General features: G+C 58.9%; 19 protein-coding genes. 8 read left to right on the forward strand and 11 right to left on the reverse strand.

From position 1 onward, the window contains the following. Nucleotides 1-298 precede the first annotated feature (298 nt). Nucleotides 299-2,080: a sensor histidine kinase gene (locus ACFFSY_RS23045; protein ID WP_377498509.1), complete on the reverse strand. Its 1,782-nt coding sequence runs from the start codon at nt 2,078-2,080 to the stop codon at nt 299-301. Continuing rightward, nucleotides 2,077-3,642: a response regulator transcription factor gene (locus ACFFSY_RS23050; protein ID WP_377498511.1), complete on the reverse strand. Its 1,566-nt coding sequence runs from the start codon at nt 3,640-3,642 to the stop codon at nt 2,077-2,079. The genes ACFFSY_RS23045 and ACFFSY_RS23050 overlap by 4 nt, the downstream gene beginning before the upstream one ends. A 167-nt stretch (nt 3,643-3,809) precedes the next feature. Between ACFFSY_RS23050 and ACFFSY_RS23055 the strand changes: the two genes are divergently transcribed. The 3 genes from ACFFSY_RS23055 to ant(6) all read left to right on the forward strand — a co-directional run bounded on the left by ACFFSY_RS23055 (nt 3,810) and on the right by ant(6) (nt 7,215). Further along, nucleotides 3,810-4,955: a family 8 glycosyl hydrolase gene (locus tag ACFFSY_RS23055; RefSeq protein WP_377498825.1), complete on the forward strand. Its 1,146-nt coding sequence runs from the start codon at nt 3,810-3,812 to the stop codon at nt 4,953-4,955. A 391-nt stretch (nt 4,956-5,346) separates the two neighbouring features. After that, a complete protein-coding gene (locus tag ACFFSY_RS23060) occupies nt 5,347-6,321 on the forward strand; it encodes a copper amine oxidase N-terminal domain-containing protein (RefSeq protein ID WP_377498513.1) in 975 nt (324 codons plus the stop codon). Nucleotides 6,322-6,366: 45 nt separating this feature from the next. After that, nucleotides 6,367-7,215 carry an aminoglycoside 6-adenylyltransferase gene (gene ant(6) / locus ACFFSY_RS23065; protein ID WP_377498515.1) on the forward strand — a complete coding sequence of 283 codons (849 nt, stop codon included), beginning with the start codon at nt 6,367-6,369 and terminating at the stop codon, nt 7,213-7,215. Nucleotides 7,216-7,383: 168 nt separating this feature from the next. Here the strand turns inward: ant(6) and ACFFSY_RS23070 are convergent, their stop codons facing one another. The 3 genes from ACFFSY_RS23070 to ACFFSY_RS23080 all read right to left on the reverse strand — a co-directional run bounded on the left by ACFFSY_RS23070 (nt 7,384) and on the right by ACFFSY_RS23080 (nt 10,192). Beyond that, nucleotides 7,384-8,253, reverse strand: coding sequence for an SDR family oxidoreductase (locus ACFFSY_RS23070; protein WP_377498517.1), 870 nt, complete (start codon nt 8,251-8,253; stop codon nt 7,384-7,386). A 49-nt stretch (nt 8,254-8,302) separates the two neighbouring features. After that, a complete protein-coding gene (locus ACFFSY_RS23075; RefSeq protein ID WP_377498519.1) occupies nt 8,303-8,650 on the reverse strand; it encodes a hypothetical protein in 348 nt (115 codons plus the stop codon). Nucleotides 8,651-9,247: 597 nt separating this feature from the next. After that, complete coding sequence (locus ACFFSY_RS23080) at nt 9,248-10,192, reverse strand: helix-turn-helix transcriptional regulator (RefSeq protein ID WP_377498521.1); 945 nt, start codon at nt 10,190-10,192, stop codon at nt 9,248-9,250. Between the two features lie 110 nt (nt 10,193-10,302). Between ACFFSY_RS23080 and ACFFSY_RS23085 the strand changes: the two genes are divergently transcribed. Then, nucleotides 10,303-11,514 (forward strand): MFS transporter, encoded by a 1,212-nt coding sequence (locus tag ACFFSY_RS23085; protein ID WP_377498523.1) that lies wholly within the window; start codon nt 10,303-10,305, stop codon nt 11,512-11,514. Nucleotides 11,515-11,678: 164 nt separating this feature from the next. On the opposite strand, the gene ACFFSY_RS23090 is transcribed toward ACFFSY_RS23085, so the two are convergent. After that, nucleotides 11,679-12,050 carry a hypothetical protein gene (locus ACFFSY_RS23090; protein ID WP_377498525.1) on the reverse strand — a complete coding sequence of 124 codons (372 nt, stop codon included), beginning with the start codon at nt 12,048-12,050 and terminating at the stop codon, nt 11,679-11,681. Between the two features lie 117 nt (nt 12,051-12,167). Next, the gene (locus ACFFSY_RS23095) at nt 12,168-12,596 is read right to left on the reverse strand and encodes an Lrp/AsnC family transcriptional regulator (RefSeq protein ID WP_377498527.1); all 429 of its coding nucleotides are present in this window, start codon (nt 12,594-12,596) and stop codon (nt 12,168-12,170) included. Between the two features lie 155 nt (nt 12,597-12,751). Between ACFFSY_RS23095 and ACFFSY_RS23100 the strand changes: the two genes are divergently transcribed. Both ACFFSY_RS23100 and ACFFSY_RS23105 read left to right on the forward strand, forming a co-directional pair. Next, nucleotides 12,752-13,804 (forward strand): oxidoreductase, encoded by a 1,053-nt coding sequence (locus tag ACFFSY_RS23100; RefSeq protein ID WP_377498529.1) that lies wholly within the window; start codon nt 12,752-12,754, stop codon nt 13,802-13,804. A 271-nt stretch (nt 13,805-14,075) separates the two neighbouring features. Beyond that, complete coding sequence (locus ACFFSY_RS23105) at nt 14,076-14,264, forward strand: fibronectin type III domain-containing protein (RefSeq protein ID WP_377498531.1); 189 nt, start codon at nt 14,076-14,078, stop codon at nt 14,262-14,264. Between the two features lie 109 nt (nt 14,265-14,373). Here ACFFSY_RS23105 and ACFFSY_RS23110 read toward each other — a convergent pair whose 3' ends face one another. Then, nucleotides 14,374-15,327 (reverse strand): GyrI-like domain-containing protein, encoded by a 954-nt coding sequence (locus ACFFSY_RS23110; RefSeq protein WP_377498533.1) that lies wholly within the window; start codon nt 15,325-15,327, stop codon nt 14,374-14,376. A 352-nt stretch (nt 15,328-15,679) separates the two neighbouring features. Between ACFFSY_RS23110 and ACFFSY_RS23115 the strand changes: the two genes are divergently transcribed. Then, a complete protein-coding gene (locus ACFFSY_RS23115) occupies nt 15,680-17,074 on the forward strand; it encodes a serine hydrolase domain-containing protein (RefSeq protein WP_377498535.1) in 1,395 nt (464 codons plus the stop codon). A gap of 59 nt (nt 17,075-17,133) precedes the next feature. Here ACFFSY_RS23115 and ACFFSY_RS23120 read toward each other — a convergent pair whose 3' ends face one another. The 3 genes from ACFFSY_RS23120 to ACFFSY_RS23130 all read right to left on the reverse strand — a co-directional run bounded on the left by ACFFSY_RS23120 (nt 17,134) and on the right by ACFFSY_RS23130 (nt 19,341). Then, nucleotides 17,134-17,556 carry a DUF3995 domain-containing protein gene (locus tag ACFFSY_RS23120; protein WP_377498536.1) on the reverse strand — a complete coding sequence of 141 codons (423 nt, stop codon included), beginning with the start codon at nt 17,554-17,556 and terminating at the stop codon, nt 17,134-17,136. 12 nt (nt 17,557-17,568) lie between these two features. Continuing rightward, nucleotides 17,569-18,123 (reverse strand): TetR/AcrR family transcriptional regulator, encoded by a 555-nt coding sequence (locus ACFFSY_RS23125; protein WP_377498538.1) that lies wholly within the window; start codon nt 18,121-18,123, stop codon nt 17,569-17,571. A 381-nt stretch (nt 18,124-18,504) separates the two neighbouring features. After that, a complete protein-coding gene (locus ACFFSY_RS23130) occupies nt 18,505-19,341 on the reverse strand; it encodes an alpha/beta fold hydrolase (protein WP_377498540.1) in 837 nt (278 codons plus the stop codon). Nucleotides 19,342-19,787: 446 nt separating this feature from the next. Here ACFFSY_RS23130 and ACFFSY_RS23135 point away from each other — a divergent pair, with 446 nt between their 5' ends. Beyond that, entirely contained in the window at nt 19,788-24,260 is a 4,473-nt protein-coding gene (locus tag ACFFSY_RS23135; protein ID WP_377498542.1) for an endo-1,4-beta-xylanase, read from the forward strand. Nucleotides 24,261-24,279 lie beyond the last annotated feature (19 nt).

Below are 24,279 nucleotides of genomic sequence, written 5' to 3' on the forward strand. Positions count from 1 at the left end.
TCAGGTTCTTGATCGCGATATAGATCAAGGTTCTGATCTCCATCAGGTTCTTGATCGCGACATAGATCATGGTTCTGATCTCCATCAGGTTCTTGATCGCGATATAGATCAAGGTTCTGATCTCCATCAGGTTCTTGATCGCGACCTAGATCAAGGTTCTGATCTCCATCAGGTTCTTGATCGCGACATAGATCATGGTTCTGATCTCCATCAGGTTCTTGATCTCAATCGCGGTTCTGATCTCGACCACGGATAGAGTCGGCATAGATCGTCGTTTAAAAAGCGTTTGAGTCACGCATTACATGGCGCTTCGGGTCTCTTGCGCAATCGCATCGCGCAGCAAAATGTCCACGGTCGTCCCGATGCCAAGCTCGCTGCGAATGCGGAAATCCGCCCGGTCGCCGTAATTGAGCTTCAACCGGTAGTACACGTTCGCAATTCCGATATGCTCGCCCATTTCCTCGCCGCCGGCCAGCTCGTCCATCAAGGTCCGCAGCCGCTCCGGCTCGATGCCGCCGCCGTTGTCCGCGACCGAGCATAACAGTCCTTCCGGCGTGCGCCGGACGATGACGCGGATGAGGCCCGCGCGCTTCACCGCTTCGATCCCGTGGATGCTCGCGTTCTCGACGAGCGGCTGGAGCGTCATCTTCGGCATGAGCGCGCTCTCGGCGGCCGGGTCGACTTCGATCTCGTAGCGCAACTTGTCCTCGAAGCGATACTGCTGGATTTGGAGAAAGCAGGCAACCAGATCGATCTCCTCCCGGACGCTGACCCAATCCTTGCCCCAGGCGAGCGATCGGCGGAAAATTTTGGCCATGTTATGAATAATGTGCGCCGTCTCCTGCTCCTGCTTGATCAGGCTGCGCATGCGGATCGTCTCCAAGGCATTGAACAGGAAATGCGGATTGATCTGGCTTTGCAGCGCGTTCAGCTGCGCTTGGTTGCGCCCGAGCTCCAGTTCCTTCTTCTGAATGTCCGCGATATAGACGTCGTTGATCAAGCGGCGGATTTGCAGCGTCATCTGGTTGAACGCCTCGGTCAGCTGCCCGATCTCGTCGCGCGTCTCCGGCTCGGTGATCGGCTCGAACGTCTGGTTCTTCACCCGCTTCATCTGCTTCAAGATGCGGACAAGACGCGTGTTCATCGAGCGGTTGAACCAAATAATGATGAGCGTCGGCACGAGCAGATTGACCAGCGCGAAATAGAACAGGAATTGGCGCGACTCGCGCACGTCGGCGAGCACGTCCTCCTCCCGGAACGCCCCGGTCACCTGCCAACCCGCCAGATAAGACGCCGAGAACGACTCCCTGAACAGCAGCATGCCCCGCTCCTGTTCGGCATCGGTCTTCCATACGCCGCTCTCCTTGTCTGCTCCAGGGTCGGTCGAGTACAGCAGCCGCTTGCCCTTGGAGAGATAGAGCGTGCCGGTAAGCGTCGCGTTCTTGAACACGTCCTCCGTCAGCGCAGGGTGAAAATCGATGCGCAGCAGGATCGGACGCCGCACGCCTTCCTCCGACCCGCGAATGCGCCGCAGAAGACTGATCGTCTTCTGTCCGCCCGGCGTCTCCGGCGCCAGCTCCAGCGCGATGACGTCCGATGGCGAAGCGATGCTGACCAGCGGATACCACGACTGCCGGCGAACCCAATCGTCGATCGGCTGGACGCGGCCGCCGTAGACGATCGAATCGTTGTCCGTGTAGATCGTGATCGCTTGGATCGTCTCATAGAGCGGACTGTACTTCTCCAGCATAAGGCTGACGTAGCTGTTGTAATGCTCGACGTAATCCGCCGGTTCGTCGTACCGCTGGCTGACGTATTCCCACAGCAGCGTGTCGTTGTACAGCACCGTCGAAATACCGGCCGCGGCGTTGATACTGCCTTGCAGCTCGTCGCGAATTTGCTTGACGGCCATCGAGATATCGTTCATTTTCTGATGGCGAATGTTGCCGGTCGTAATCGCGTAGAAGACGACGTTCGTCGCCACGACCGGGATGAAAACCGAGAGCACGTACATGAGCAGCATCTTGTTCCGCAGCCGGACGTTGTTCAAGTTCAGCAGCATTCGCAATCGTTGTCTCATGACGTCCTCGCCTGCTTGTATTCCGTCGGCGAGCACGCCTCCACCTTCTCGAATTGCTTGATGAAATACTCCGAGCTGCTGAAGCCGACGAGTTCGGCGATTTCGTAAATTTTGCGATCGGTCTGCCGCAGCAGCCGCTTCGCTTCGCCGATGCGCAGCTGAAGCAGGAAATCGTTGAAATAGACGCCGTACGTATTCTTGAACAGCTGGCCCAAGTAGACGGGGTTGATGAAGAAGCGCTTGGCCATGCCCTTCAGCGTAATCTCCTCGTTGTAATGCGCCTCGATATACTGCCGAACCCGATGGATGCTGCCGCTCGTCTTCCGCTTGCGCTGCTGCTCCATGCAGGCCGCGCTCTCGATCAGGAAGTTCTCCAGCTTCTTGAGCAGCATGCTCAGCGTCTTCGGCGCCTGGTTCCACTGCACGAGCGGCGCGAGCGAAGCGAGCTCGGGCTCCTGCTCCTCGTCCATCCGCCGCAGCGTGTCGAGCACGCGCATGACGCACTTGGACAGCGATGCCATCACCGCGTCGGTCGTGAACGCCTGCCGCTTGAAATCCGCGCCGATCCGGGCGACCAGCCCCGAGAGCAGCGGAATGTCGTTCTCCTCCACGCCTTCCTGCAGAGCGGCATAGACGTCCGCCTCCAAGTCGCGGTAAGCAAGTCCGGCTTGCGCCGCCATGCCGGCGGTCAGCACCTGGCGGTCGTCCAAGGCGAACTTCGCGTTCATCGCATCCCGCGCCGCTTCATAGGAGCGCTTCAGCTCGGCCGGCCGGTCGACGACCGGGCCAACGTACAGGCGGAGGAAGCCGCCTTCCTCGCCCCCTGCCCGGTGCAGCAATCTCGCGCCGAGACGCTCCAGCTCGGCAGCGCCGGAATCGGATAGATGATTCGGCGTCAGCAAGAAGCCGAACGTATAGGGACTCAGGTCGTGCAGGATCGGCGCACCGCCGCCAAGACGCATGAGCGCTTCGCCGATGGCGCGCTTCCACTGCCGCAGCGACTGCGCCTCCGCCTCCGCGCTCTCCCCGCAGCCATTGCGTTCGGCGATGCCGTAGCAGCATGGTCCCGACCCGAGCCGCAGCACCGCCTCCAGATCGGCGGGCAGCGTACCATCCACGCCTTCGAACAGCAGCTCGTTCAGCACCGCATCCGCCGTGCGCTGCCGGCCGCCCTCTTCGTCCCGCCGCGCGAGCCTGCGGTTCATCCGCGTCAGCGTATCCGACAGCTCCCCGTCATCGATCGGCTTCAGAATGAAATCCTGCACGCCGAAGCGCATCGCCCGCTGAGCATACGAGAATTCGTTGTAACCGCTTAAGATGATGAACTCCGGTGCGCGCCCGCCGCCTTCCTTGACGGACTCGATCAAAGACAGACCGTCCATAACCGGCATACGGATATCCGTCAGCACGAGATCCGGCCCGTGCCGCTCGATGAGCTGGGCAGCCTCTTCGCCGTCTTCCGCCTCCGCGACGATCTCGTAGCCGAACGCTTCCCACGGAATCAGCTCTCGGAGCCCTTTGCGCACGAAAATTTCATCATCGACCAGCAATACTTTTCTCATCACGACGCCTCCTTCACATGTAAGCGCTTAAAATTCTAAAGATAGCACAGCACGTTCTATACTTCTTCCATTACGTCCTCATCCTTGGCGGCGGTAAGCTAACGGTGATTCCAAGATAAGCCGGAGCTTGAGGGCTCCGGGAGGGAGAGATCAACGTGTCGACGACGATGAGACGAGGGGCCTATGCGACCGGCCAATACCGGAATTTGCTGCAAGAATACGGGTACGCCGCGGATGCGGTCGACGCCCGCCTCGAAGCTTGCTGGGAAACACTGTTCGGGGATTCGCCCGAAACCCGGATCTATTACGAAGCCGAAGGCGGGATGGGCTATCTGCTCGATACCGGCAATCTGGATGTGCGCACCGAGGGGATGTCGTATGGGATGATGATGGCCGTTCAGATGGACCGGCAGGACGTATTCGACCGCATCTGGCGCTGGACGATGGCGTACATGTACTTAGAAGACGGTCCGAACGCCGGTTACTTCGCGTGGTCGTGCCTGCCGGACGGCTCGCGCAATTCGAACGGTCCGGCGCCGGATGGCGAGGAGTACTTCGCGCTGGCGCTTCTCTTCGCATCCCACCGCTGGGGCGACGGCGATGAGTCGCCGATGGATTACAGCCGCCAGGCGCGCAAGCTGCTGCATGCGTGCATTCATAAGGGTGAGAACGGCGACGGGTATCCGATGTGGAATCCGGCCAACAAGCTGATCAAATTCGTGCCGAACTGCGAGTTTACCGATCCGTCCTACCACCTGCCGCACTTCTACGAGCTGTTCGCCGAGTGGGCGGAGCCGGAGGATCGCGACTTCTGGCGGGAAGCGACGGTCGCAAGCCGAGACTACTTGCCGCTCGCCTGCCACCCCGTCACCGGGCTGGCCCCGGAATACGCGCATTACGACGGCACGCCGAACGACGAGCGCGGCTACGGCCACTTCTTCAGCGACGCCTACCGGGTGGCGGCCAACTTGGGCCTTGACGCCGAATGGTTCGGCGGCGACCCGCGCCACGCCGCGATCGCCGAGCGGATTCTCGCGTTCTTCGCGGACAAGGCGCCGGACGACTACCGCCGATATACGATCGCGGGGGAGCCGTTCGAGGAGAAGTCGCTCCACCCCGTCGGCCTGCTGGCGACGAACGCCGCGGCGGCGCTTGCTGCGCCGGATTCCGCGTACGCCCGCGCCGCGGTCCGGCTATTCTGGGAAACGCCGATGCGCGAGGGAGACCGGCGTTATTACGACAACTGTCTGTATTTCTTTAGTTTGCTAATGTTAAGCGGACGGTACCGGATCTGGGGTCCGGCTCAGGCGTAACAGGAAAGGACGAGTTCGGCTTCGGTCGAATCTCGTCCTTTTTTCACAGGGTTGTAACCCCTTACAAGTTGAAGTGCGGCACTGGCGGCCTTGACATGACGCCCGATCCGCGCTTACAGAATACCATGGGCGTCTGGCGGGCGTAAGGCAATGGATTTTGGAGAAAGTTCCACTATTTTTGGCAATCGGAGCGTTGGACATGCGTTGGACCATATGGATAAATTCTGCCGAAGAAGCGAACCACGTTCGCGAAGAACCAGGCGCCGCCACCGAAAAAATAGTCCCCGCATCTCGCCGATCGATGCGGAAGTCCGCTGACTGCAACCGCCCAGCATTGTATAATATTACTAGTCTTCGTTACACCAAAAACGAGATTCGGAGGTTGCCAGCAATGAAACGAACCTTATTCGCCGCGCTGCTCGCCATCGCCATCACGGCCAGCGCCGCACCACTGGTCCCCGCAATGCCCGTCTCCGCAGCCTCGTTGACGTCCACGAGCGTGTACATCAACGGGGCGCTCATCCCATCATCGGAACTCAAGCCTATGGTAGACAAGTCTGGCGTCTACCTACCGTACAAGCCGCTGTTCGCCCGCCTAGGCTATACGGCCGCTTATGACGCGAAAGCCAAGCTGTACGTGCTGGCCAAGCCCGGCACCAAAATCGTCTTCGCCGCCGGAAGCCGCTCGGCAACCGTTAACGGGAAGGCCATCAAGCTATCCGCGCCTTCGCGAGCGGTCGGCGGCACCGTCTACGTTCCGCTCCGCTTCGCGCAGGAGACGGCCAAAGTTCCGGTTGTCTACGACCGGGAGGCGGGACTTGTCCAATTCGGCAGCACCTTCCTTGCCGACCAGTTCTTCCGGGCTCGCTTCGGCATGACGGTTGGCGAGCTGAAGAAGCGCATCAAGACTGCGCCCTCGGAAGAGCGTCAGACGGAAGAAGGGTACATTGTCGAGTACCACAGGCTGGCGCAGCCGCAAGGACGCGAAGGGTATTACGATTTTACATTCGTTGATGGCAAGCTCGTTGAGATGCAAGTTGCCTTCATGGAACACGCCTCGGATTTCCAAGCGTCTATGACCGCATATGCCAAGGATAAGTCGTACTTGGACCGTCTCTACAACGAAGGCGAAAGCGCCGCCGACGTGCAATGGAACTTGGATGCGAAAGAGCAGCGCGAATATATTCAAACGTTCAAAGACGACGAGTTCAAGCTGATCCAAGAAGCGATCACGGTCGGCGCCATGAACCTGGAGGCTCATTACGCGAACCCCGGATATTCCGTCCAAATTCATTTGTCGAATGCCAATTGGGACGAGGCGAACGACCCGTTCTTCGTGGAGACGTTGACGTATGCGAAGCAATAGCCGCTCGGCGCGAGATGGGAGCGGTAGGATCAGAGGAGGGACACATTGAGAAGCGACACCGACATGTTGAGGCTGCTGCTGGATTTGGCCGAGAGAGACGAACGCATTCGACTCGTCACGCTGGAAGGATCGCGAACGAACCGGAACATTCCGGCTGACATCTACCAGGATTACGATATTTCTTATTTCGTTACCGATTTGGAGGCGTTCAAGCAATCCGATCGGTGGCTGCAGCATTTCGGGGAACCGCTTATGATGCAAAAGCCCGAGGCTATGGAGCTTTTCCCGCCGGAACTGGGCAACTGGTTCTCCTACCTGATTCTGTTCAAGGATGGCGTTAAGCTGGACTTGACGCTGATTCCCATCGGCGAGACGGACGACTATTTCGCCCAAAGCGACGGTCTGGTCGAGGTGCTGCTCGATAAGGATGCGCGCGTCCGAAACGCAATCGTCCCTAGCGATCGTCACTATTGGATTCGAAAACCAACCGCGCGCGAATTCGACGATTGCTGCAACGAGTTCTGGATGGCGTCGACCTACGTGGTCAAAGGGTTGACACGACAAGAAATCCTCTATGCCATCGACCATCTGCACGAAGTGGTCCGGCCGAATTTGCTGCGCATGATGACGTGGCTAATCGGATCGGAGCATGGGTACGCCTTCAGCGTGGGGAAGAACTATAAGTTTATCCAGCGCTACCTTCCGCCTCCTGATTGGGAAACGCTGCTCTCCACCTACTCCGGGAACGGATATCCCGAAATGCGACGCGCGTTGACGGTTTGCCAGGCGTTGTTCCGACAATATGCGAAGGCCGTGGCTGGACGCTTGGGTTATTCGTATCCCGCGTACGACGAGGCCGTCACGATATATACGGAGCGACTCTACGTCGATTAAGCATAGACAAGCACGAATGGCGCCGAGTGCGCGTACGAATGGAAAAAGCAGCAGCGGCGAGCTGCTGCTTTTGTTATTGCCGCGTATCCGTTGAGCGGCGTACGATCGTGGTTATTCGGCGTTCAGACGAAACCAACGGCGGTAGCTCGCACCAGGTTTACTCCTTTATTACAGCTCCGGCCACACGTATCCGGTCGCTTGCTCGCTCCAATCCCAGAAGCGGCGCGCTTGCTCCGCATCGTTCGCCCGCGCCGTGACGGCAGCGGGCTTCTGCTTGTAGTAGTACCCGCCGCTTGCGCCCTGAACGTCCGCGGATGTCGCCAGATAGACCGCGGTGGCCGAGCCCTGCTCCGGCGTCAGGAAGAACGGGCGCAGCAGCCGATGGACCACCGTGCCGAAGCCCGTGCGGCGATCCACGCCGATGTCGGTCGAGACCGCGCCGGGATGGAGCGCGTTCACCGTGACCGATGTGCCCGCGAGACGGCGGGCGAGCTCTTGGGCGAACCATATATTCGCCAGCTTGGAGCGGCCGTAAGCCCCCCACACCGTATAGCGGTTGCGCATGTCCGGATCGTCATAATTCATGCGGCCGATCTTGTGCGCGCCGGAGGAGACGACGACGATTCGTCCGGCCTCGCCGCGCAGCAGCAGCGGCAGCAGCAGCCCGGTCAACACGAAATGGCCGAGATGATTCACGCCCAGTTGGCGCTCGAAGCCATCTTCGGTCTCCTCCCGCTTGAGCGTCACGACGCCGGCATTGTTGACGAGCACGTCGATATGCGTACAGGCGGCGCTCAATTCCGCTGCCGCGGCTCGCACGCTCGCTAGCGATGCCAGGTCGCACAAGATGAGCTCCGCGTCGCTTCTGCCGCTGCGGTCATTGACGTAACGGACCGCCTCCATCCCTTTCTCCCGGCTCCGCGCTACGAGATATACCTTCATCCCGTGCTCGGCGGCGAGCAGCGCGGCCGTCGCCCTGCCCATTCCTCCGCTAGCTCCGGTAATTACCGCAACAGATCGGTTTTGTACATCCGCCATTTTCCCAACTCCCTCCCGGTGATCGATGGAGCACATCATGGTTCAAGCTCTAGAAACCGTCGATTTGGTCGATGCTCCAGTTCCCCGTGTTGTCTTTTAACAGATATACGACTGCATGATGAGCCTCACTATATAAAATCTCATTGTTCACGGCTTGCTTGTAGAGCACGATTCTGTAATTGATCGCTCTTCTATTCTCACTAATCTTGGTGTGGCTCGCAACTTCGATTTTATTGAAATACTGGTGGCGAAGCGCTTCTTTGATATGAAAATAATCTTCATCGGAAATCCGGACCTGATTCATCTGTTGGTTGTTTTTAATACGCTCAAATGCCGGATAGACGCTACTTTCTAGACGTTCATTCGTCCGGCGCTTCTCAACCTGGGAGTAAACCAACCGGAACCAGCAGCCAGCACGATAAGCGTTACTAATAAGAGGGTCTTTCTCATCATAGCAGCACCTCGCACACGCCCAGCTTTCCCGCTGTAGGTCGAACGGTGGAAATCTAGGCCGTTAGTAACAATTTCTTGACTTATTCAACATGACTCCTAATTTAAGCGCATATACGCGTTCGACAAGGCATGCTATATTTTTGTGAATCTATTACACAAAGAGTGGTGAACACAATTGCAAGTCGATACCGATTCTTACTTCTGCCTCATGTGCGGAGCGCTGCATGAACGCCGGGATGCCGAGTTTGTGTTATCAACCGGCTGGGTATACCGGGAACATACTCAATACCCGGTCGGGTTGTGCTGCCAATGCGCAAGGGATAAGGATGGCTTACATCCCCGGCCGATGCCGCCTGCCGCAGGATAATGATCCTCTCGTCCCGTCCCGCATGCCCCCCAATCATCGCCCCACACGGCTCCATGATTGCTTCACGCTTCGTGCTTCCCACTGCCATTTCTATCTTATCCATGATTATATTACAACAACTGGAGCCGGGTAAGACGCCCGATTCTGGATGCGCGGGAGAGTGCTTCAGCGCGGTTACAACTTATATTGCGCCTGCAGCTCCGCCAGTCGCTCCCGAATCGCTTCCTTCAATTCTTCCGGTTCCTCCACAAGCGCCTCCCGTCCCAACCCGATGAAGAAATCGGCGTAGAACGGGATGTCGCCGCGCGAGACGTCGCGGTCGATCCGCCCGCCCCCGTCTTCGTACACCTCGATGAGCGGGGATAGCCACAGCTCGGATTCGCAGCGTTGGACGCCCGCGCGGGTCAGCTTCGCGCCCAGCCGGATCGGATCGTGCAGCACCTCGTGCTCCCGGCGGCTCAGCCGAATCTCGCCAAGATCGAGCGGCTTCACGTCCGCCGCCTCGCTCGCCGATCGGATCCGGTCAGCCCGGAATACGCGGAAGCCTTCGCGCAGGAAGCAATACGCCGTGCAGTACCAGAGGCCGTTGTTCGCATAGATGCAGACCGGCTGTATACAGCGCTCGCCTGATCCTTCTTCCTTCGTCTCGTATTCGATCCGCAGCACTTTCCGATGGACGGCGGCATCGAGCAGAATGGCCAAGCACGGCGCATCCCCCCGCCTCACCGGCGTCACGAAGTCGACCCGATCCTTCATGCTGTCTATCCGGTCCCGGACATCGCCGGGCATGTGGCGGTAGAACTTGCCGAGCGCAGAGGCCGACTCTGCTTCGAACGGCAAGGAGGCGTAGTGGCGGAGCGCGTGTACGGCGAAAAACATCGCCACGGCTTCTTCCTCGGTGAATGCGATTGGCGGCAGCACACGCTCCCGCACTACCTGATACCCTCCATGCGGACCAGCCTCTGAATAGAGCGGGACCCCAAGCTCGCTAAGTTCTTGCAGATCCCGGAGAATCGTACGGGTCGAAACGCCGAATTCATCGGCCAGCTCCCGCACTTTGAACCTTCGCTTGCGGTTGACGGTCATCATCAATTCCATGAGTCGCTTCGACTTGGGCATAGCGGATAAGAACAACTCCTTTCGCGACTTTCGCAACCATGCCAGAAACTGTCACCATTGTACGCTACGATAAGACCGCAAGCAATTCCGACGTTCTAGGAGTGATCTCTATGCGCAAATACCTTGTCCTGTTCTTCCTGATCATGTTCATGATCGGCACCGACACGTTCCTGATCTCGCCGCTGCTGCCTACGCTTCAGACGGAATTCGGCGTATCGACCGCTCAGGCCGGATGGATGCTCGGTGCTTATACGCTCGGCTCGGCGGTATTCGCGCTCATCGCAGGCCCCTTGTCCGACGGTTGGAACCGCCGAACCGTGCTGCTGTGCGGGCTGCTCGCCTTCTCCGTCTCCACGGCGCTGTGCGGGTTCGCGAACGACTTCTGGACGATGTGCCTGTTCCGCCTGCTCGCCGGCATAAGCGCCGCCTTCACCGCACCGCAGGTATGGGCCGCGATCCCGGCCGTGCTGCCCCCCAGCCGGATATCCGGCGCGATGGGCGTCGCCTTCGGCGGCCTTGCCGCCGCGCAGGCGCTCGGCGTTCCGATCGGCAGCTGGCTGGCCGCCGTCGATTGGCCGGTACCCTTCTGGGTCGTCGGCGCCGCTTCGCTGCTGCTCGCCGCGCTCGCTTATGTTTGGCTGCCGGAGATGAAGCCGAAGGACGCCCGGCGCGGGCAATCCGCGATTCTGCGCCGTTACGCTCCGCTCCTGGCGGATCGCAAAGCCCGAACCGGCTTCCTGGCTTACCTGCTCTTGCATCTGGGGAGCGGCGCAGCGCTTGCATTCGCCGGCAAGTGGTTGGCCGACGACTTCGCCTTGTCCATCAGCCAGATCGGCGCGGTGATGATGGCGCTTGGCTTCGGCACGTTCGCCGGCAGCTTGATCAGCGGCTTCGCGGCGCGCAAGCTCGGCAACGTCCGCGCCGTCATGGGCGGGATGACGCTTGTCCTCCTCCTCTATGCCGCGACGCCTCGGCTTACGAATCTGACGGCCGCGACGGCGCTCTACATGGTGATCTTCGCGACGCTCGGCATTCTCTTCCCGCTGATCATGGGTGCCCTTACATCGCTGAACGCCTCGATTCGGGGCACGATCTCAAGCTTGGCGAACGCGACGATGAACGGGGCCAACACGCTCGGCGCGTGGCTGGCCGGCCTGATCTACGTCCAACTGGGCGGTTATCCGTCGATCGGTCTTTTCGCCGCGGCGTGCCTAGCCCTCTCGCTCCTCGTCTTCCGAGCGGGCGGCATCCTCGGGACGCCGGCTCCGCGCGGCGCGGAACAAGAACCACGTGCAGCGTCCCTAGGTGAAAAAGCGAACTGAAGCTGAAAGAAGCTCGCGATCTCGATATCGAGGTCGCGAGCTTCTTGCCGTGCGGCGATAACCGTTGTACATGACAGAACACCAGGAAGACCAGCCAAGGAACGATCCCCGCCCGACATCCTGTTCGCGCGCCGCGAGTACTTCCCTTCCTGATCGAACTATTGTTACAAGCTGATATACGATTTGGTCATTTCCTGCTGCGTGAAGCGGTGAACCGCGACCGGTGCGCCCTTCTTGTTTTTCCCCCAAGCGGATACCAGAACGTTCTGGCTGCGGACGATAAACTGCACCTCGAATTGCAGCAAATTGGCCACGAACAGTTCGGCTAACGAAGACGATTTCGGATTTAACGTCAGCGTCTGCGAACTAATCAGCGTCTTCTTTCCGTTCAGCCGGTATAGATTAATCGTGACCCTCGTCCGCTTCGACCCGTTATTCAACACCTTGGCAAATACAGTCCGGGAGATGCCCGGTACGTCTGCGAATCCGATCGCGTTCTCTACCGGACCCGTAGAGTACTTAATACCTATCGCCATCTATCAACACTTCCTTCCAAGCGGGATAATAAAGCATATGAAAGGAAGCGCGAAGTGTTATGGTCCATCGCATAAATAGGTAGATTAATAGGCACGCGGCTTAAGAATGGGTAACTCTTATGGAATTAACGGGTCCTGCTTGATCGGCGAGGACAGCACGATCAGCGTGGTCGAATCGCCGAAAACGCCAAGCTCGTTGATCGCAAACTCCAGCGTCTGGAGCGATTCCGTGACGACTTTGACGAGAAAATTGTACTGGTGCCCGCTAATGCGATGCAGTTCCACCACGTCGCGCGCCACCTTGCAGTACTCCACGAATCTGTCGCAGCCCTTGGTATAGAACAGGATGAACGCGGCAATCGGCTTGCCGATCTTCTCCGGCGCGACGACGGCGCGGTAGTGATCGATAACGCCCTTCTCTTCCATGCGCCGCACCCGTTCCGTCACAGCCGGCTGGGATAAGGACACGGCCTTACCGAGATCCGTCATCGAGATGCGTCCCTGCTCCTGTAGAACGAGCAAAATATGTTTGTCCAATTCATCCATCACGCGGCCTCCTTTATTTTCACGGTCATTCCGACCAATTACGATTATTTTGAAAGCCAACCCCCGTCAAAACCAGGATTCTGCCATGGGTTAAGCCGTTATTATTATATAAAATACAAGTCAAGAAAGGAATGAACCAAAGGGAGTGACGCTATATGACGAATCATGAGCTATTGCAGCCGGTGCGCGTCGGCGCTTGGCATCTCCGCACGCGAATCGCGATGGCGCCGATGACGCGCGGATTCGCGGACAATGAGGCGGGGACGGTCGACGAGAAGGTCGCCGCTTACTATAGAAGGCGGGCCGCAGACGGAATCGGCTTAATCATTACCGAAGGCATTACACCATCGCCGCTAGGCAAAGGCACCTTCGGCGTGCCCGGCTTATACACGAAGGAGCAAGCTTGCTCCTGGCGCGGCGTAACGGAAGCGGTGCATGCCGAGGGCGGCACAATCGTAGCGCAGCTGTGGCATGTCGGCAGGCTGACTCATCCAGACCTAATCGGCGGCCATGCGCCCCAAGCTCCGTCTGCCATCCAAGCGGAAGGGCTTGTGCATCGTCTGCGCAAGCCCTTCGCAATGCCAAGCGCCATGACGGCGGACGAAATCCGGGAGGCGGTCCGGGACTATAAGCTGGCGGCGAGGTACGCGATTGAAGCCGGCTTCGATGGCGTCGAGATCCATGGCGCGCACGGTTATTTGATCGATCAATACGCTTCGACGGCCACGAATCTTCGCAGCGACCGCTATGGCGGCAGCAGGAGCAATCGGCTGCGGCTGATGAAGGACGTCCTCGAAGCCGTGGGCGAAGCGATCGGGATGGAGCGCGTCATCGTTCGCTTCTCCGAGTTGAAGGACGATCAGCCAAGCTTCCGCTGGGTAGAGCCAGAAGCGGAGATCGAAGCACTCCTTGACGTCTTCCGCGAAGCCGGCTTGCGCGTCATTCATCCCTCGACGAATGCGTTTGCGCAGCCGATGACAAGCGGATTAACACTGCATGAGCTCGCGCGGCAGCGGTGGGATGGAGCCATCATCGGCGTTGGCGGGCTGACCATGAACACGGCCGCCGATGCGATTCGCGCCGGCACGATCGATGTGGCCGCGTTCGGCCGTCCGCTGCTGGCGAATCCGGATTTCGTGGCGCGGCTACGGAGCGGGCGACCGCTGGTCCCGTACGAGCCGTCCGTTCATTTGTCGGAGCTGCTGTAATCGGTTGACGCGCTTGCAGCGATACTTTCGGGAATCCCCGCATCAAGCCAAGAAGAAGCCGTCGCTCGCAGCGACGGCTTCTTCCTTTGATCGGTATCCGTTATTCGAATCCTTCCAGCACGACCTTGCCGATCGTCCTCCCCGTCTCAAGCAGCGCATGCGCCCGCCGCAAACGGCGTCGGCTCGATCGCGACGCAATTGGCGAAGCACGCCGGCCTGACGGTCATCGGTACGGCTTCCCGTCCGGACGGAGGCCGAGGATGACGAGAACGTGACCGGCTACCGGATCATGAACGGTTCGACCGTGGTGAGCGAGATGGACGTCAATACGCGGACGAAAGGGATCGAAGGACTGCAGCCCGGCACCGTCTACACGTTCAAAATCGAAGCGCGCGATCGGTCCGGCAATTGGTCGGCAGACGGACCATCGGTCACGGTCAACACGCTGCCCGCTAATTAAGCGAATATCCGAATTAACCAGCAATCCCCCGCCGGCACATGCCGGCGGGGGATTGCTTATTTCGTCGATTCGCAAGAAGAATAGAGTCGAGGGTGTTGGACGAATCAGTCTAGGTCTCGACCGCCAAATACAGATCCATCTCGAGCTCCTCATCCTCCGCCTTGCTGCCCCAATTGCGCGTCATCTCGATCCGCCAAGCCTGCGGGTCTGGCGTCATTCCGGCTTGCTCCAGCAGCTCATGCATGCGTTGATAGGTCGCTTGGACACCGGAGCGCAAGCCATAGTGCCACTTCACAGCGTAGCGCCGGCCAGGCAGGGTAACCGCTTCCATGCCTGCCGGAATATTCGCGGACGTGCTGACCTGCAAGCCCACCCAATAATCTGCTTGACCGGGGAGATGAGCGCCGATCATGAAGAACGGATCGAGCGCGCCGGCGATCTCGCCTGCCCTTGCCCGAAGCGCTTGAGCTGCCTCTTGGATAAGCGCAATTCGGTCCGCCACTTCCGGCAGCGTTAGTCTGTAGCCGACCAGATGGATCGACTCCACATCTCTCATCCGAATCTCGAAGCTCTGGCTGACCAAGACGGCGTTGCCGTCCAAGTCCCTGAACGCGAAGGACGAGTAATCCGGGAACCATCGGATCGGATCGACCGCAACGCCCCGCTCCTGCAGCATCCGATGGGTCATCTCGATGTCCAACGAGGCGAAAGAGAACACAGGGGAAGGATGAGGCGTCACCGCACCACGGGCCGGCGTAAGGTGGAACATGTACTGTCCGCCAAGCAGCATTTCGGCGAAGGAACCGAACTCATGAGGGCCGATCTCGAAGCCGAGATTATCCCGGTACCACTCGGCGGCTTGTCTGACATCGCGGACGTTGTGAATGAGGTTCGGTTTTTGGTGATCCAAATGTGCGGTCATCGTTCGTTCTCCTTCCATTACCGTTCCATAGGATGGGAACTGCTCCTTATGGCGCAATCCGCCTGCTATGACCTTGAGCGCCAGGGGCAGCGAAGTGGGCTTGTAACCTTCCGTCATCGGCTTCATGGGCTTATTCATCATCTACCTCCACGCCTCGGAATCCACTTTCTGGGATACCTTCAATGGAGTTCATTTTACCAAAGCGGGTCGCGCTGAACAGATCATTTTTTATCAAATCCCGCCAACATGACAATAATGTCATGCTGCGGCTCGTTTTCGTCACGATAATCGATGGCAGCCAACTTCCAGGGACGTTACGTTTAAACAAGCGGGCACAATAAGCCTGCCATTCGCGTTCACGGAAGGAAAGGAGTTTCGTTACCGTATGACATTCTGCCCAAAATCCGCGCTCTACTTCATCGCGTGTTTACTTCTCGCGTGCCTCCTCCTGCCTAAGCCAGCCATTGCCCAAACTCAGGACACGCTGCGAAAAATGGAAGCGTTCGTGGAGGAGCAGCGCCTGAAAGGCAAAATTCCCGGGCTAGCCGTCGTCGTCGTCGAGAAAGACCGCATCGTCTATCAGAGAGGCTTCGGTTACGCTGATCTAAAGCGCCGCATCCCCGTAACCGCCAATACGCTATTCGAGCTCGGCTCCAATACGAAAGCCTTTACGGCGCTGGCCATCCTTCAGCTTGAGAAACAAGGACGATTGCGATTAGACGACGACGTCCGCACCTATATCCCGTGGTTAATCTTAACCTACCAGGGCAAGAGCCAGCCCGTCACGCTGCGTCAGCTGCTGCATCATACTAGCGGGATCGCTTCGAATACAATCGCGCGCATCCCGCCAAGCCGGGCGAACGATGCGCTTGTCCGTACCGTCAAGACGCTGGCAGAGCGGCCTCTTCATCGAATGCCGGGAAGCGCCTACGAATATGCGACCATCAATTACGATGTGCTCGGACTCGTGCTGGAGACCGTTACGAAGAAGCCGTACGAAGACTATATCCAGCAATTCATTCTAACCCCCATCGGCATGGATGCGTCTATGGTCGGACAGCCAGCGCAATCGGTTGGCATGGCTAGCGGGTACAAGATCGGTTTAACGCGGGCGATCGCCTATACGCCACCTGTCTACCGGGGGAACACGCCGGCAGGCTATCTGATCAGCAATGCGAACGATATCGCGAAATGGTTGAATGTTCAGCTCGGGACCGCGCCGGGCCGCCCGATCGATCCGCGTCTCATCGCCGCTTCGCATATCCCGGATAAGAGCGTGAAGCCGTTTGCTGCAAACTCAACCTATGCATACGGATGGAGCATTGAGCAAAAGAACGGACGCGCCTTTGTCTTGCATGCGGGAGAAAACCCGACGTTCTCGTCCTACATCATCATGCAGCCCGAGCAAGGCATCGGCATCGCGGTGATGGCCAATATGCGGACGACCGCGACGACGGCAATCGGCGAAGGTCTGATGGCGCTGTGGCAAGGCTGGCCTGCGGACACGAACCACTTCGATCCCTACCAGAAGCTGGACCAATTCGTTACCGTGGTTTGGATGGTGATGACCGGTACCGGAATCGTCTTGCTGGCACTGCTCCTGAAGCTTGTGAGAAATCTTGCGGGCAAGCGCAAGCAGCGCAGGTGGGCCTCTCGATCCGGGAAACGGGTACTGCTGCTCATCTTGCATATCATTCTCGCGGCAACCGGACTAACAGGCGTCATCGCACTGCCGCAGCTCCTGCTCGGGGGGTTGCCTTGGTCCTTCATTCTCGTCTGGGCGCCGACCTCGATCACGCTGTCGGTTTATACCTGTCTGGCCGTCATGGCGGTGTATTTTGGTTGGGGGATGCTCCTGATTATGACGAAGAAGAGTCAAGCGCGGTAAGCTTATTACCGATGACAAAAAGCAGCCGCTCATGCGGACACATGAGCGGCTGCTGCCGTTTAATGTAACGTCATAATCACCAAACAGACGCCTAAAAAAACGCACAACGGCGAATATAGCGCGGAATCCCATTTGGCGAATACCGTTCCTTTATGCTTCTTGAAGAAACCGACCCAGCGAAAGTCGCCGACGGCTCTGATTAGGAAGATCGCCGATAACGCCCAGCCCCCGTAAGAGTAGAACGATTCGGACAAAGGCAAACGTCCCGCGGCCCCCCCAAGCGCCAGCGCAAACCAGCCCGCTGCCGCCAATGAAAGAGCCACCGCCCCCGTAGCGGCCATCGTCGGCCGAAAGAGCGGCTTCCTGCCCTTGCTCGGCACCACCGCGATCGTCCCTTTCTTCCCGCCGGCCATCCAATAGAGATGAACGCCGCTTAGCAGAATGAGAATGCTCCCTACGATCCAAGTGACAAGATGGACCATCGTCTCTCCCCCCTATATCCCCAATAATTGACGTCGCAGCAGATCGACATGACGATGCGGTTCTTCTTCACCGATTGATTGATCCTTGTGCCGCTCATACCACCCCAAGTAATAGTGGTAGAGGAGGCTGGACTTATGTCCGGCCGTCTCGGGATCCATGCCCGCTTGAATCAGAAGCTGCCGCGCGTAGTCCATTCTTGTTCGCTCGATCTGTTCGAGCACCTCGTCATAATACGGATTCTCCCGGCCCAATTTACGCAAGTAAAATAGAAAGTCCCCCACTCGGGTCACGGAAAACATCTGCGTCAGCAGCGCGATCAGCCGCTCCAAGGATTGCTCGGCACCGTCTGCCTTGCGCATCACTTGCTGGGTCGTTACATGAGCCCAGTGATCCACGATCTTGGCAATAAACTCGCTTCGGTCGTTGAAATACCAGTAGAAGCTGCTTTTGCTGCAGCCCAGCTCCGACGCCATTCGCTCGATGACCAGCCCGTCTACGCCGTTATTCGCGAACCGCTTCATCCCTAATCGAATCCACTGCTCTTCGGTCACGATGACCTTCGGCATGATCCCGCCCCTTTCTGTACGAAACCGTACAGAACATAGCTTAACCCATTTCCTGGAATGATTCAATGACCAGAGAGACTGCGAACGGCAGAGTTTCCCCTGGTCGTCGCGACTTTGCATCTGAAGAACAAGTAGAATAGTCCCGACCAGAAGAGTACCCCGACTAACGCCATCGGGCGGAAGCCGTCAAGCTTGCACATGAGAACGGGGCGTACTCCTCAAGCTTGAGGGTTGAGGGTTGAAGGTTGAGGGTTGAGGCACGCTCCACGCGAAATAGATCAGCATGAACCTATCATCGCATCACAACCAAAAGGGCTCCGCAGATGAATGATCATCGTGCAAAGCCCTATTTGAATTCGAGGAAGTCCCCCGTATATCGGTTTAGCTGTTCAGGAAATCAATCAATGCGGCATTGAATTCCTTGGCGTGCGTCGCATTCAGCCCGTGCGGAGCATCTTTGATGACGACAAGCGAGCTGCCCGGAATCAGCTCATGCGCGCGTTGGCCGCTCACCTCGATCGGGACGATAGCATCGGCATCGCTATGAATGATGAGCGTCGGCAGATCGAACTTAGCCAGATCTTCGCGGAAGTCGGTCCGTCCGAAGGCGGAGACGCAATCCAACGTGCCTTTCGGGGATGCCAAAGCCGCAATATCGCGCGTATAGGCCCGGAACGCCTCGCTAACCAAGTCCGTCCGGCCGCGAACGGCGAAGAAATTCGTCGTGAAGTTGTCCAGGAACGCGATCCGGTCGGATTTGATGCCGTCTTGGAACGCCTGAATCGTCGCTTCGTCCAGTCCGCCTTCCGGATGCGCGTCCGACTTATAGAAAAACGGTGGAACCGCGGCCGCCAATACCGCCTTCGCCACCCGCTTGCTGCCATAAGTGCCAATATAACGGGCCACTTCGCCTCCGCCCATCGAGAAGCCGACCAGCGTGACGTCCTGCAGGTTCAAATGCGCAAGCAGTCTGTCGAGATCGGCAGCAAACGTATCGTAATCATAACCGTCCCATGGTTGGGACGACTTGCCGAAGCCGCGACGGTCGTACGTGATGACGCGATAACCCGCCTCGACCAATGCCGGCACTTGCGCCTCCCACGAACGCCCGCTTAACGGCCAGCCGTGAATCAGCACGACCGGCTTCCCGGTTCCTTGATCCTCATAATAAAGATCTACGGGTGCCCCATTCTCTTGTGCAACAGTTACAAAAGCCATCGTTCATTCCCCTCTCCGGATATCCGAACAGACCGCATTACGCGCTGTCCATGTTTGCCTTCCATGCACTCATCGTATTGGAATAAAGTGGGGCGAACAATGCCGTTTTTTCTATAGCAAAGATAGAGAAATATTATACTCTGCGCTTCTGCTGTCCGGAGCATGGATACCTCGTCCATCTCAAGGTTATGTTTTGTCGTATTGACTGGAAATCGTTGTTCTCATCTTCGACCGCGTGGATTCCGCCCATACTTCGATCGGTGGAACACGCAACAGAAGAGGCGTCCGCTAAGGTACCATTTCTCGTACTCCGCGCACTACAACCGCGGTTTCATCGACTTCCTTTAATTCCTACAGTACGTTCTTTACTTCCTCAAGTGCTTGCCAAACCGCCGAAACGTTATGATGAAAGCGCTTTACTTCACTTAACGAAGGGGGTTACGCAAATGCGCAGCAGCATCAACAAGGCGGCGTCGCTGCTCTTGGCCGCCGCCCTGCTTCTGCCCGGGGGCTGGTCGCCCGCGAAGGCGGAAGCGGCCGAGATCGGTACGGTCGTTCTGCGGCAGGATTTCGAGGACGGCGCGGCCGGCGGCTGGACGAAGCTGGCATGGGGCAAGGCTGGGGACGCGGTCGTGACGACCGATCAGGCTAGCGACGGCACGCATGCCTTGAAATTCACCAAACGGGAATCCAGCGACAGCAAGCCGAGCTTGAATCTAACGGGCATTCTCTTATCCGACCATGTGTACGACATCTCACTTAAGGTCAGACATGGAGACGGCACGGGCACGTACCACATCGGCTCCAAGATCGACTCGCCGAAGCTGGATAACAAGTACCCGTGGATCGTCGGCAACCAGCCGGTGACCGCAGATGCGTGGACGACGTTCGAGAAGAAAGACTTCGAGATGCCGAGCGGCACGAAGGAAGCGCTCATCTGGGTCGAAGCCGGCGACGGCACGACTTCGAGCGCCGATCTGTATATCGACGAAGTGCTGATCGTAGACGTGACGCCGGACTCGGGCGGCGAGCAGCCGGGCGGCGGCGACCAATCCGGCTTGTCGGCCGACTTCGAGACGAATGGCCTTCAAGGCTGGGTCGCGCGCAACGGCGCTGACCCGATCGAAGTCTCGGCGGCCGACAACCATACGGCAGGCGGATCGAAGTCACTGCTTACGGCAGCTTCCGGGCAATACCAAGGGCCTCTGCTGAACGTGCTCGGCAAGATGCAGAAGAACGGCAAGTACCGTTTGTCCGCCTGGGCCAAAATGGCGTCTGGACAAGAAGCGACCGTCATACGCATCAGCGTGCAGCACGGCGACAATACGTTCACGAACGTATCGGCCAACACGACTGTGACCGACGGCGCATGGGTTCAGCTGAGCGGCGACTTCACGCTGCCGAACACGCCGTCCGTCCTGAACGCGTATGTGGAAGTCGCCAACGATTACGGCAGCCCGCGTTCATTCTACATCGACGACTTCAAGTTGGACTTTCTTGGCGCCGTCGAAGGCCCGCTTCCGGTGCAGACGGATATCCCGCAGCTGAAGACGGTCTATGACGACTACTTCGAGATCGGCGCGGCGGTCGAACCCGCCCAGCTCGAGGGGGCGCACGAGGAGCTGCTGCTGCTGCACTATAATTCCATCGTCGCCGAGAACTCCATGAAGCCCGACTCGATCAGCAAGAATGGGGACAGCGCGACGTGGAATTTCGCTACGGCGGACAATATTGCGAACTTCGCGCGGGATCACGGCTTGACGCTTCGCTTCCATACCCTGCTCTGGCACCAGCAAGGGGCGGAATGGATGCTGAAGGACGCGCAAGGGCAATATTTCGAGCCTAGTGAAGCGAACAAAGCGACAGCGCTTAAGCGGCTCTCGGATTACATCGACATCGTCGTTCCCCGTTATGCCGACGTCGCCAAAGCGTACGATGTCGTGAACGAAGTCATCGACGAAGGCCGGCCGGACGGCATGCGGGACAGCCAGTGGTACCGCATTACGGGTGATGATTTCATCCGAACCGCGTTCACGCGCACGCGCTACGTCCTCGACCATCTGCAGGACTTCAAGCCGGATGCCTCGGCAGCCGCGATCGCGAATGCGAAGAACGCCAAGCTCTATATCAACGACTACAGCACGCATAATCCGAAGAAGCGGGATTTCCTGTTCGATCTGGTCACCCGGCTGAAATCAGACGGCGTGCCGATCGACGGCGTCGGCCACCAGACGCACATCAACATTACCGGTCCGTCGATTCAGCAAATCTCGGATTCGATCCGCAAATTCGGCCAGGCCGGCTTCGATAATCAACTTACGGAACTCGACGTCTCGGTGTATACGAACAACACCGACGCGTATACGACCGTGCCGGACAATCTGTTGAATAAGCAAGGCTACCGGTACAAGGAGCTGTTCGACGCACTGCGCAAGCTCGACGACGAAGGCCGCACGGCGCAAAATCCCGGCGGCTGGATCAGCAACGTCACGATCTGGGGCGTCGCCGACGACCATACGTGGTTGACGAACCGTCCGATCACCAGACAAGACGCGCCGTTCCCGTTCAGCACGCGGCTGCAGGCGAAGCCCGCTTACTGGGGTATGGTCGATCCGACTAAGCTGCCCGTCGTGGGCAAGCTCGGCTCCGTCGTCCAAGGGACGCCGGTTCAGGGCGCAGCAGATCCGGCATGGCAGCTCGTGCCGGCCCTGAAGACGGAAGAGGTCGGTACCTTGAGCGCCGACGTGAAAGTACTCTGGGACGAGACGAAACTATACGCGAAGGTATTCGTGAAGGACGCATCCATCGCGGCGGATGACAGCGTTGAGCTGTTCCTCCAGAACAACGGCACGCAGACGGTGAAGATCGTTCGCGGCGGTCAAGGAGCGACGGAAGGCGCCGGCGGCTATACCGCCTATGCGGCGCTCCCGATTCCACCTGGCGCGGCGATCGGCAGCCAACTCGCCTTCGACGTGCGCGTCTCGGACAGCGGCGTCAACGACGGCTCCGAGCAGGGGCGCAACGGCGCCATCGTCTCCTGGAGCGACCCGCGCAGCGCGCAGGACGCGGATGCGGCCGGGTACGGCAAGCTGACGCTCGCCGCCGCGCCGAAGGTCGCCGAATCCATCTTCGGCACGCCTCAGGTAGACGGCGTCATGGATGCGGCATGGAATAACGCCGCCGAACTGGCCACCGGAATCTGGGTCGAAGGCGCAAGCGGCTCCACGGCGAAATTCCGCACGATGTGGGACGCCGACAATCTATACGTCTACGCGGTCGTGACGGACGCCAAGCTGTCCGACGCGAGCGCGAACGCCTATGAGCAGGATTCCGTCGAGCTGTTCGTGGACCAGAACAATGGCAAGACCGAGTCCTACGAGGATGACGACGGGCAATACCGGATTAACTACAAGAACGTCAAGACGGTCGGCGGCCATGCGTCGCAGGACAATTACGTCTCGGCGACCAAGACGATCGAAGGCGGCTACGTCATCGAGACCGCGATCGCCCTCGATACGATTACGCCGGCGGACGGCGCTCTCGTCGGCTTCGACTTCCAGGTGAACAACGACGAAGACGGCGACGGCGACCGGGACAGCGTAGCTAACTGGGCCGACCCTTCCGGCTCATCCTACATGAACACGTCCAAGCTCGGCGGCCTCCGCCTGACGAAGACGAACACGCCGTCGCCTTCGGGCGGCAGCTCGGCCGCTTCATCACCGCCGGCGGGTACGAAGATCGAGACGAAGAACGGACAAATCGTCGTCACTCCGTCCGTGCAGGTGAAGGATGGACGGGCGATGGCGGTCTTGAACGCTAATAGCCTGAGCGAAGCGTTGCAGCAGGCACCGGCGGACGCGCAAGGACATAAGCAGGTGGTCATCGAGCTGCCGGCGCAGCCGAACGCGGCCGGGTATGTCGTGCAGCTGCCCGCTTCGTTCCTCAGCAGCGAGAAGGATTACGCGATTACCGTACGTACCGAAGCTGGAGCAGTCTCCCTGACGGCGGGTATGCTTGCCAGCGCGAATGTAGGCGGTGCCGAGCTGGTTACGCTTCGGATCGGCGCCAGCACCCTCGCGGCAGGCATATCCGATGCGGCCCGCGAACAGATCGGGAAGCGTCCAGTCATCTCGCTCGAGCTCGCGGCAGGCGATAAGACGCTTGCCTGGAACAACCCAGCCGCTCCGGTCGAGATCGCGGTCCCGTACGTGCCTACGGCGGAGGAACGCCAACATCCGGATCGAATCGTCGTCTGGTACATATCGGAGAACGGTCCAATCGAGCCAGTCTCGAACAGCCGTTACGATGCGGCCAGCGGAACGGTTCAATTCCGCACGACGCACTTCAGCACGTACGCGGTCGCCTACTCGGCAAAGACGTTCGGCGATCTGCAAGCCGCGCCATGGGCGAAGGACGCGGTCGAAGCGTTGGCGGCCCGCGGCATCGTGAGCGGTATCACAAATGGGGCTTTCGCGCCCGCAAACGCCATCACTCGTGCCGATTTCGTCGCGCAGCTTGTTCGCGCACTGGAGCTGGAATCAGACAAGCAGGCGAATACACCGTTCGCCGACGTAAAGCCATCCGATTATTACTATGAAGCGGTCTCCACCGCACGGGCGCTCGGCATCACGTCCGGCACCGGCCAGAATCAGTTCCTGCCCGAGCAAGCCATTACCCGCCAAGACATGATGACCATGACCGCGCTCGCCTTGAAGGCGGCAGGCAAGCCGCTGTCAGCGGGCGGTTCGCTCGAAGCGTTCGCCGATGCGGGCAGCGTGGCTGGCTATGCCAAGGAAAGCGCAGCCGCGCTTGTTGCGGCGGGCATCGTGAAGGGCAGCGCGAACCAGCTTCGCCCGCAAGCGAAGCTGTCGCGCGCCGAAGCAGCCGTCATCGTGCAGGCGGCGTGGGCACTGCGGTGAAGGGGGTCCATTCAAGCCG

Origin of the sequence: Paenibacillus aurantiacus (genome assembly GCF_042431225.1) — a bacterium.
Lineage (GTDB): Bacteria > Bacillota > Bacilli > Paenibacillales > Paenibacillaceae > Paenibacillus_Z > Paenibacillus_Z aurantiacus.

Bases quoted from the DNA above. Each gene is read 5' to 3' on its own strand.
- ACFFSY_RS23095 (WP_377498527.1), bottom strand. From the start codon at position 12,596: ATGGATGAATTGGACAAACATATTTTGCTCGTTCTACAGGAGCAGGGA.
- ACFFSY_RS23090 (WP_377498525.1), bottom strand. From the start codon at position 12,050: ATGGCGATAGGTATTAAGTACTCTACGGGTCCGGTAGAGAACGCGATC.
- ACFFSY_RS23045 (WP_377498509.1), bottom strand. From the start codon at position 2,080: ATGAGACAACGATTGCGAATGCTGCTGAACTTGAACAACGTCCGGCTG.
- ACFFSY_RS23085 (WP_377498523.1), top strand. From the start codon at position 10,303: ATGCGCAAATACCTTGTCCTGTTCTTCCTGATCATGTTCATGATCGGC.
- ACFFSY_RS23055 (WP_377498825.1), top strand. From the start codon at position 3,810: ATGAGACGAGGGGCCTATGCGACCGGCCAATACCGGAATTTGCTGCAA.
- ACFFSY_RS23130 (WP_377498540.1), bottom strand. From the start codon at position 19,341: ATGGCTTTTGTAACTGTTGCACAAGAGAATGGGGCACCCGTAGATCTT.
- ACFFSY_RS23060 (WP_377498513.1), top strand. From the start codon at position 5,347: ATGAAACGAACCTTATTCGCCGCGCTGCTCGCCATCGCCATCACGGCC.
- ACFFSY_RS23125 (WP_377498538.1), bottom strand. From the start codon at position 18,123: ATGCCGAAGGTCATCGTGACCGAAGAGCAGTGGATTCGATTAGGGATG.
- ACFFSY_RS23115 (WP_377498535.1), top strand. From the start codon at position 15,680: ATGGAAGCGTTCGTGGAGGAGCAGCGCCTGAAAGGCAAAATTCCCGGG.
- ACFFSY_RS23110 (WP_377498533.1), bottom strand. From the start codon at position 15,327: ATGATGAATAAGCCCATGAAGCCGATGACGGAAGGTTACAAGCCCACT.
- ACFFSY_RS23080 (WP_377498521.1), bottom strand. From the start codon at position 10,192: ATGCCCAAGTCGAAGCGACTCATGGAATTGATGATGACCGTCAACCGC.
- ACFFSY_RS23070 (WP_377498517.1), bottom strand. From the start codon at position 8,253: ATGGCGGATGTACAAAACCGATCTGTTGCGGTAATTACCGGAGCTAGC.
- ACFFSY_RS23135 (WP_377498542.1), top strand. From the start codon at position 19,788: ATGCGCAGCAGCATCAACAAGGCGGCGTCGCTGCTCTTGGCCGCCGCC.
- ACFFSY_RS23120 (WP_377498536.1), bottom strand. From the start codon at position 17,556: ATGGTCCATCTTGTCACTTGGATCGTAGGGAGCATTCTCATTCTGCTA.
- ACFFSY_RS23100 (WP_377498529.1), top strand. From the start codon at position 12,752: ATGACGAATCATGAGCTATTGCAGCCGGTGCGCGTCGGCGCTTGGCAT.
- ACFFSY_RS23050 (WP_377498511.1), bottom strand. From the start codon at position 3,642: ATGAGAAAAGTATTGCTGGTCGATGATGAAATTTTCGTGCGCAAAGGG.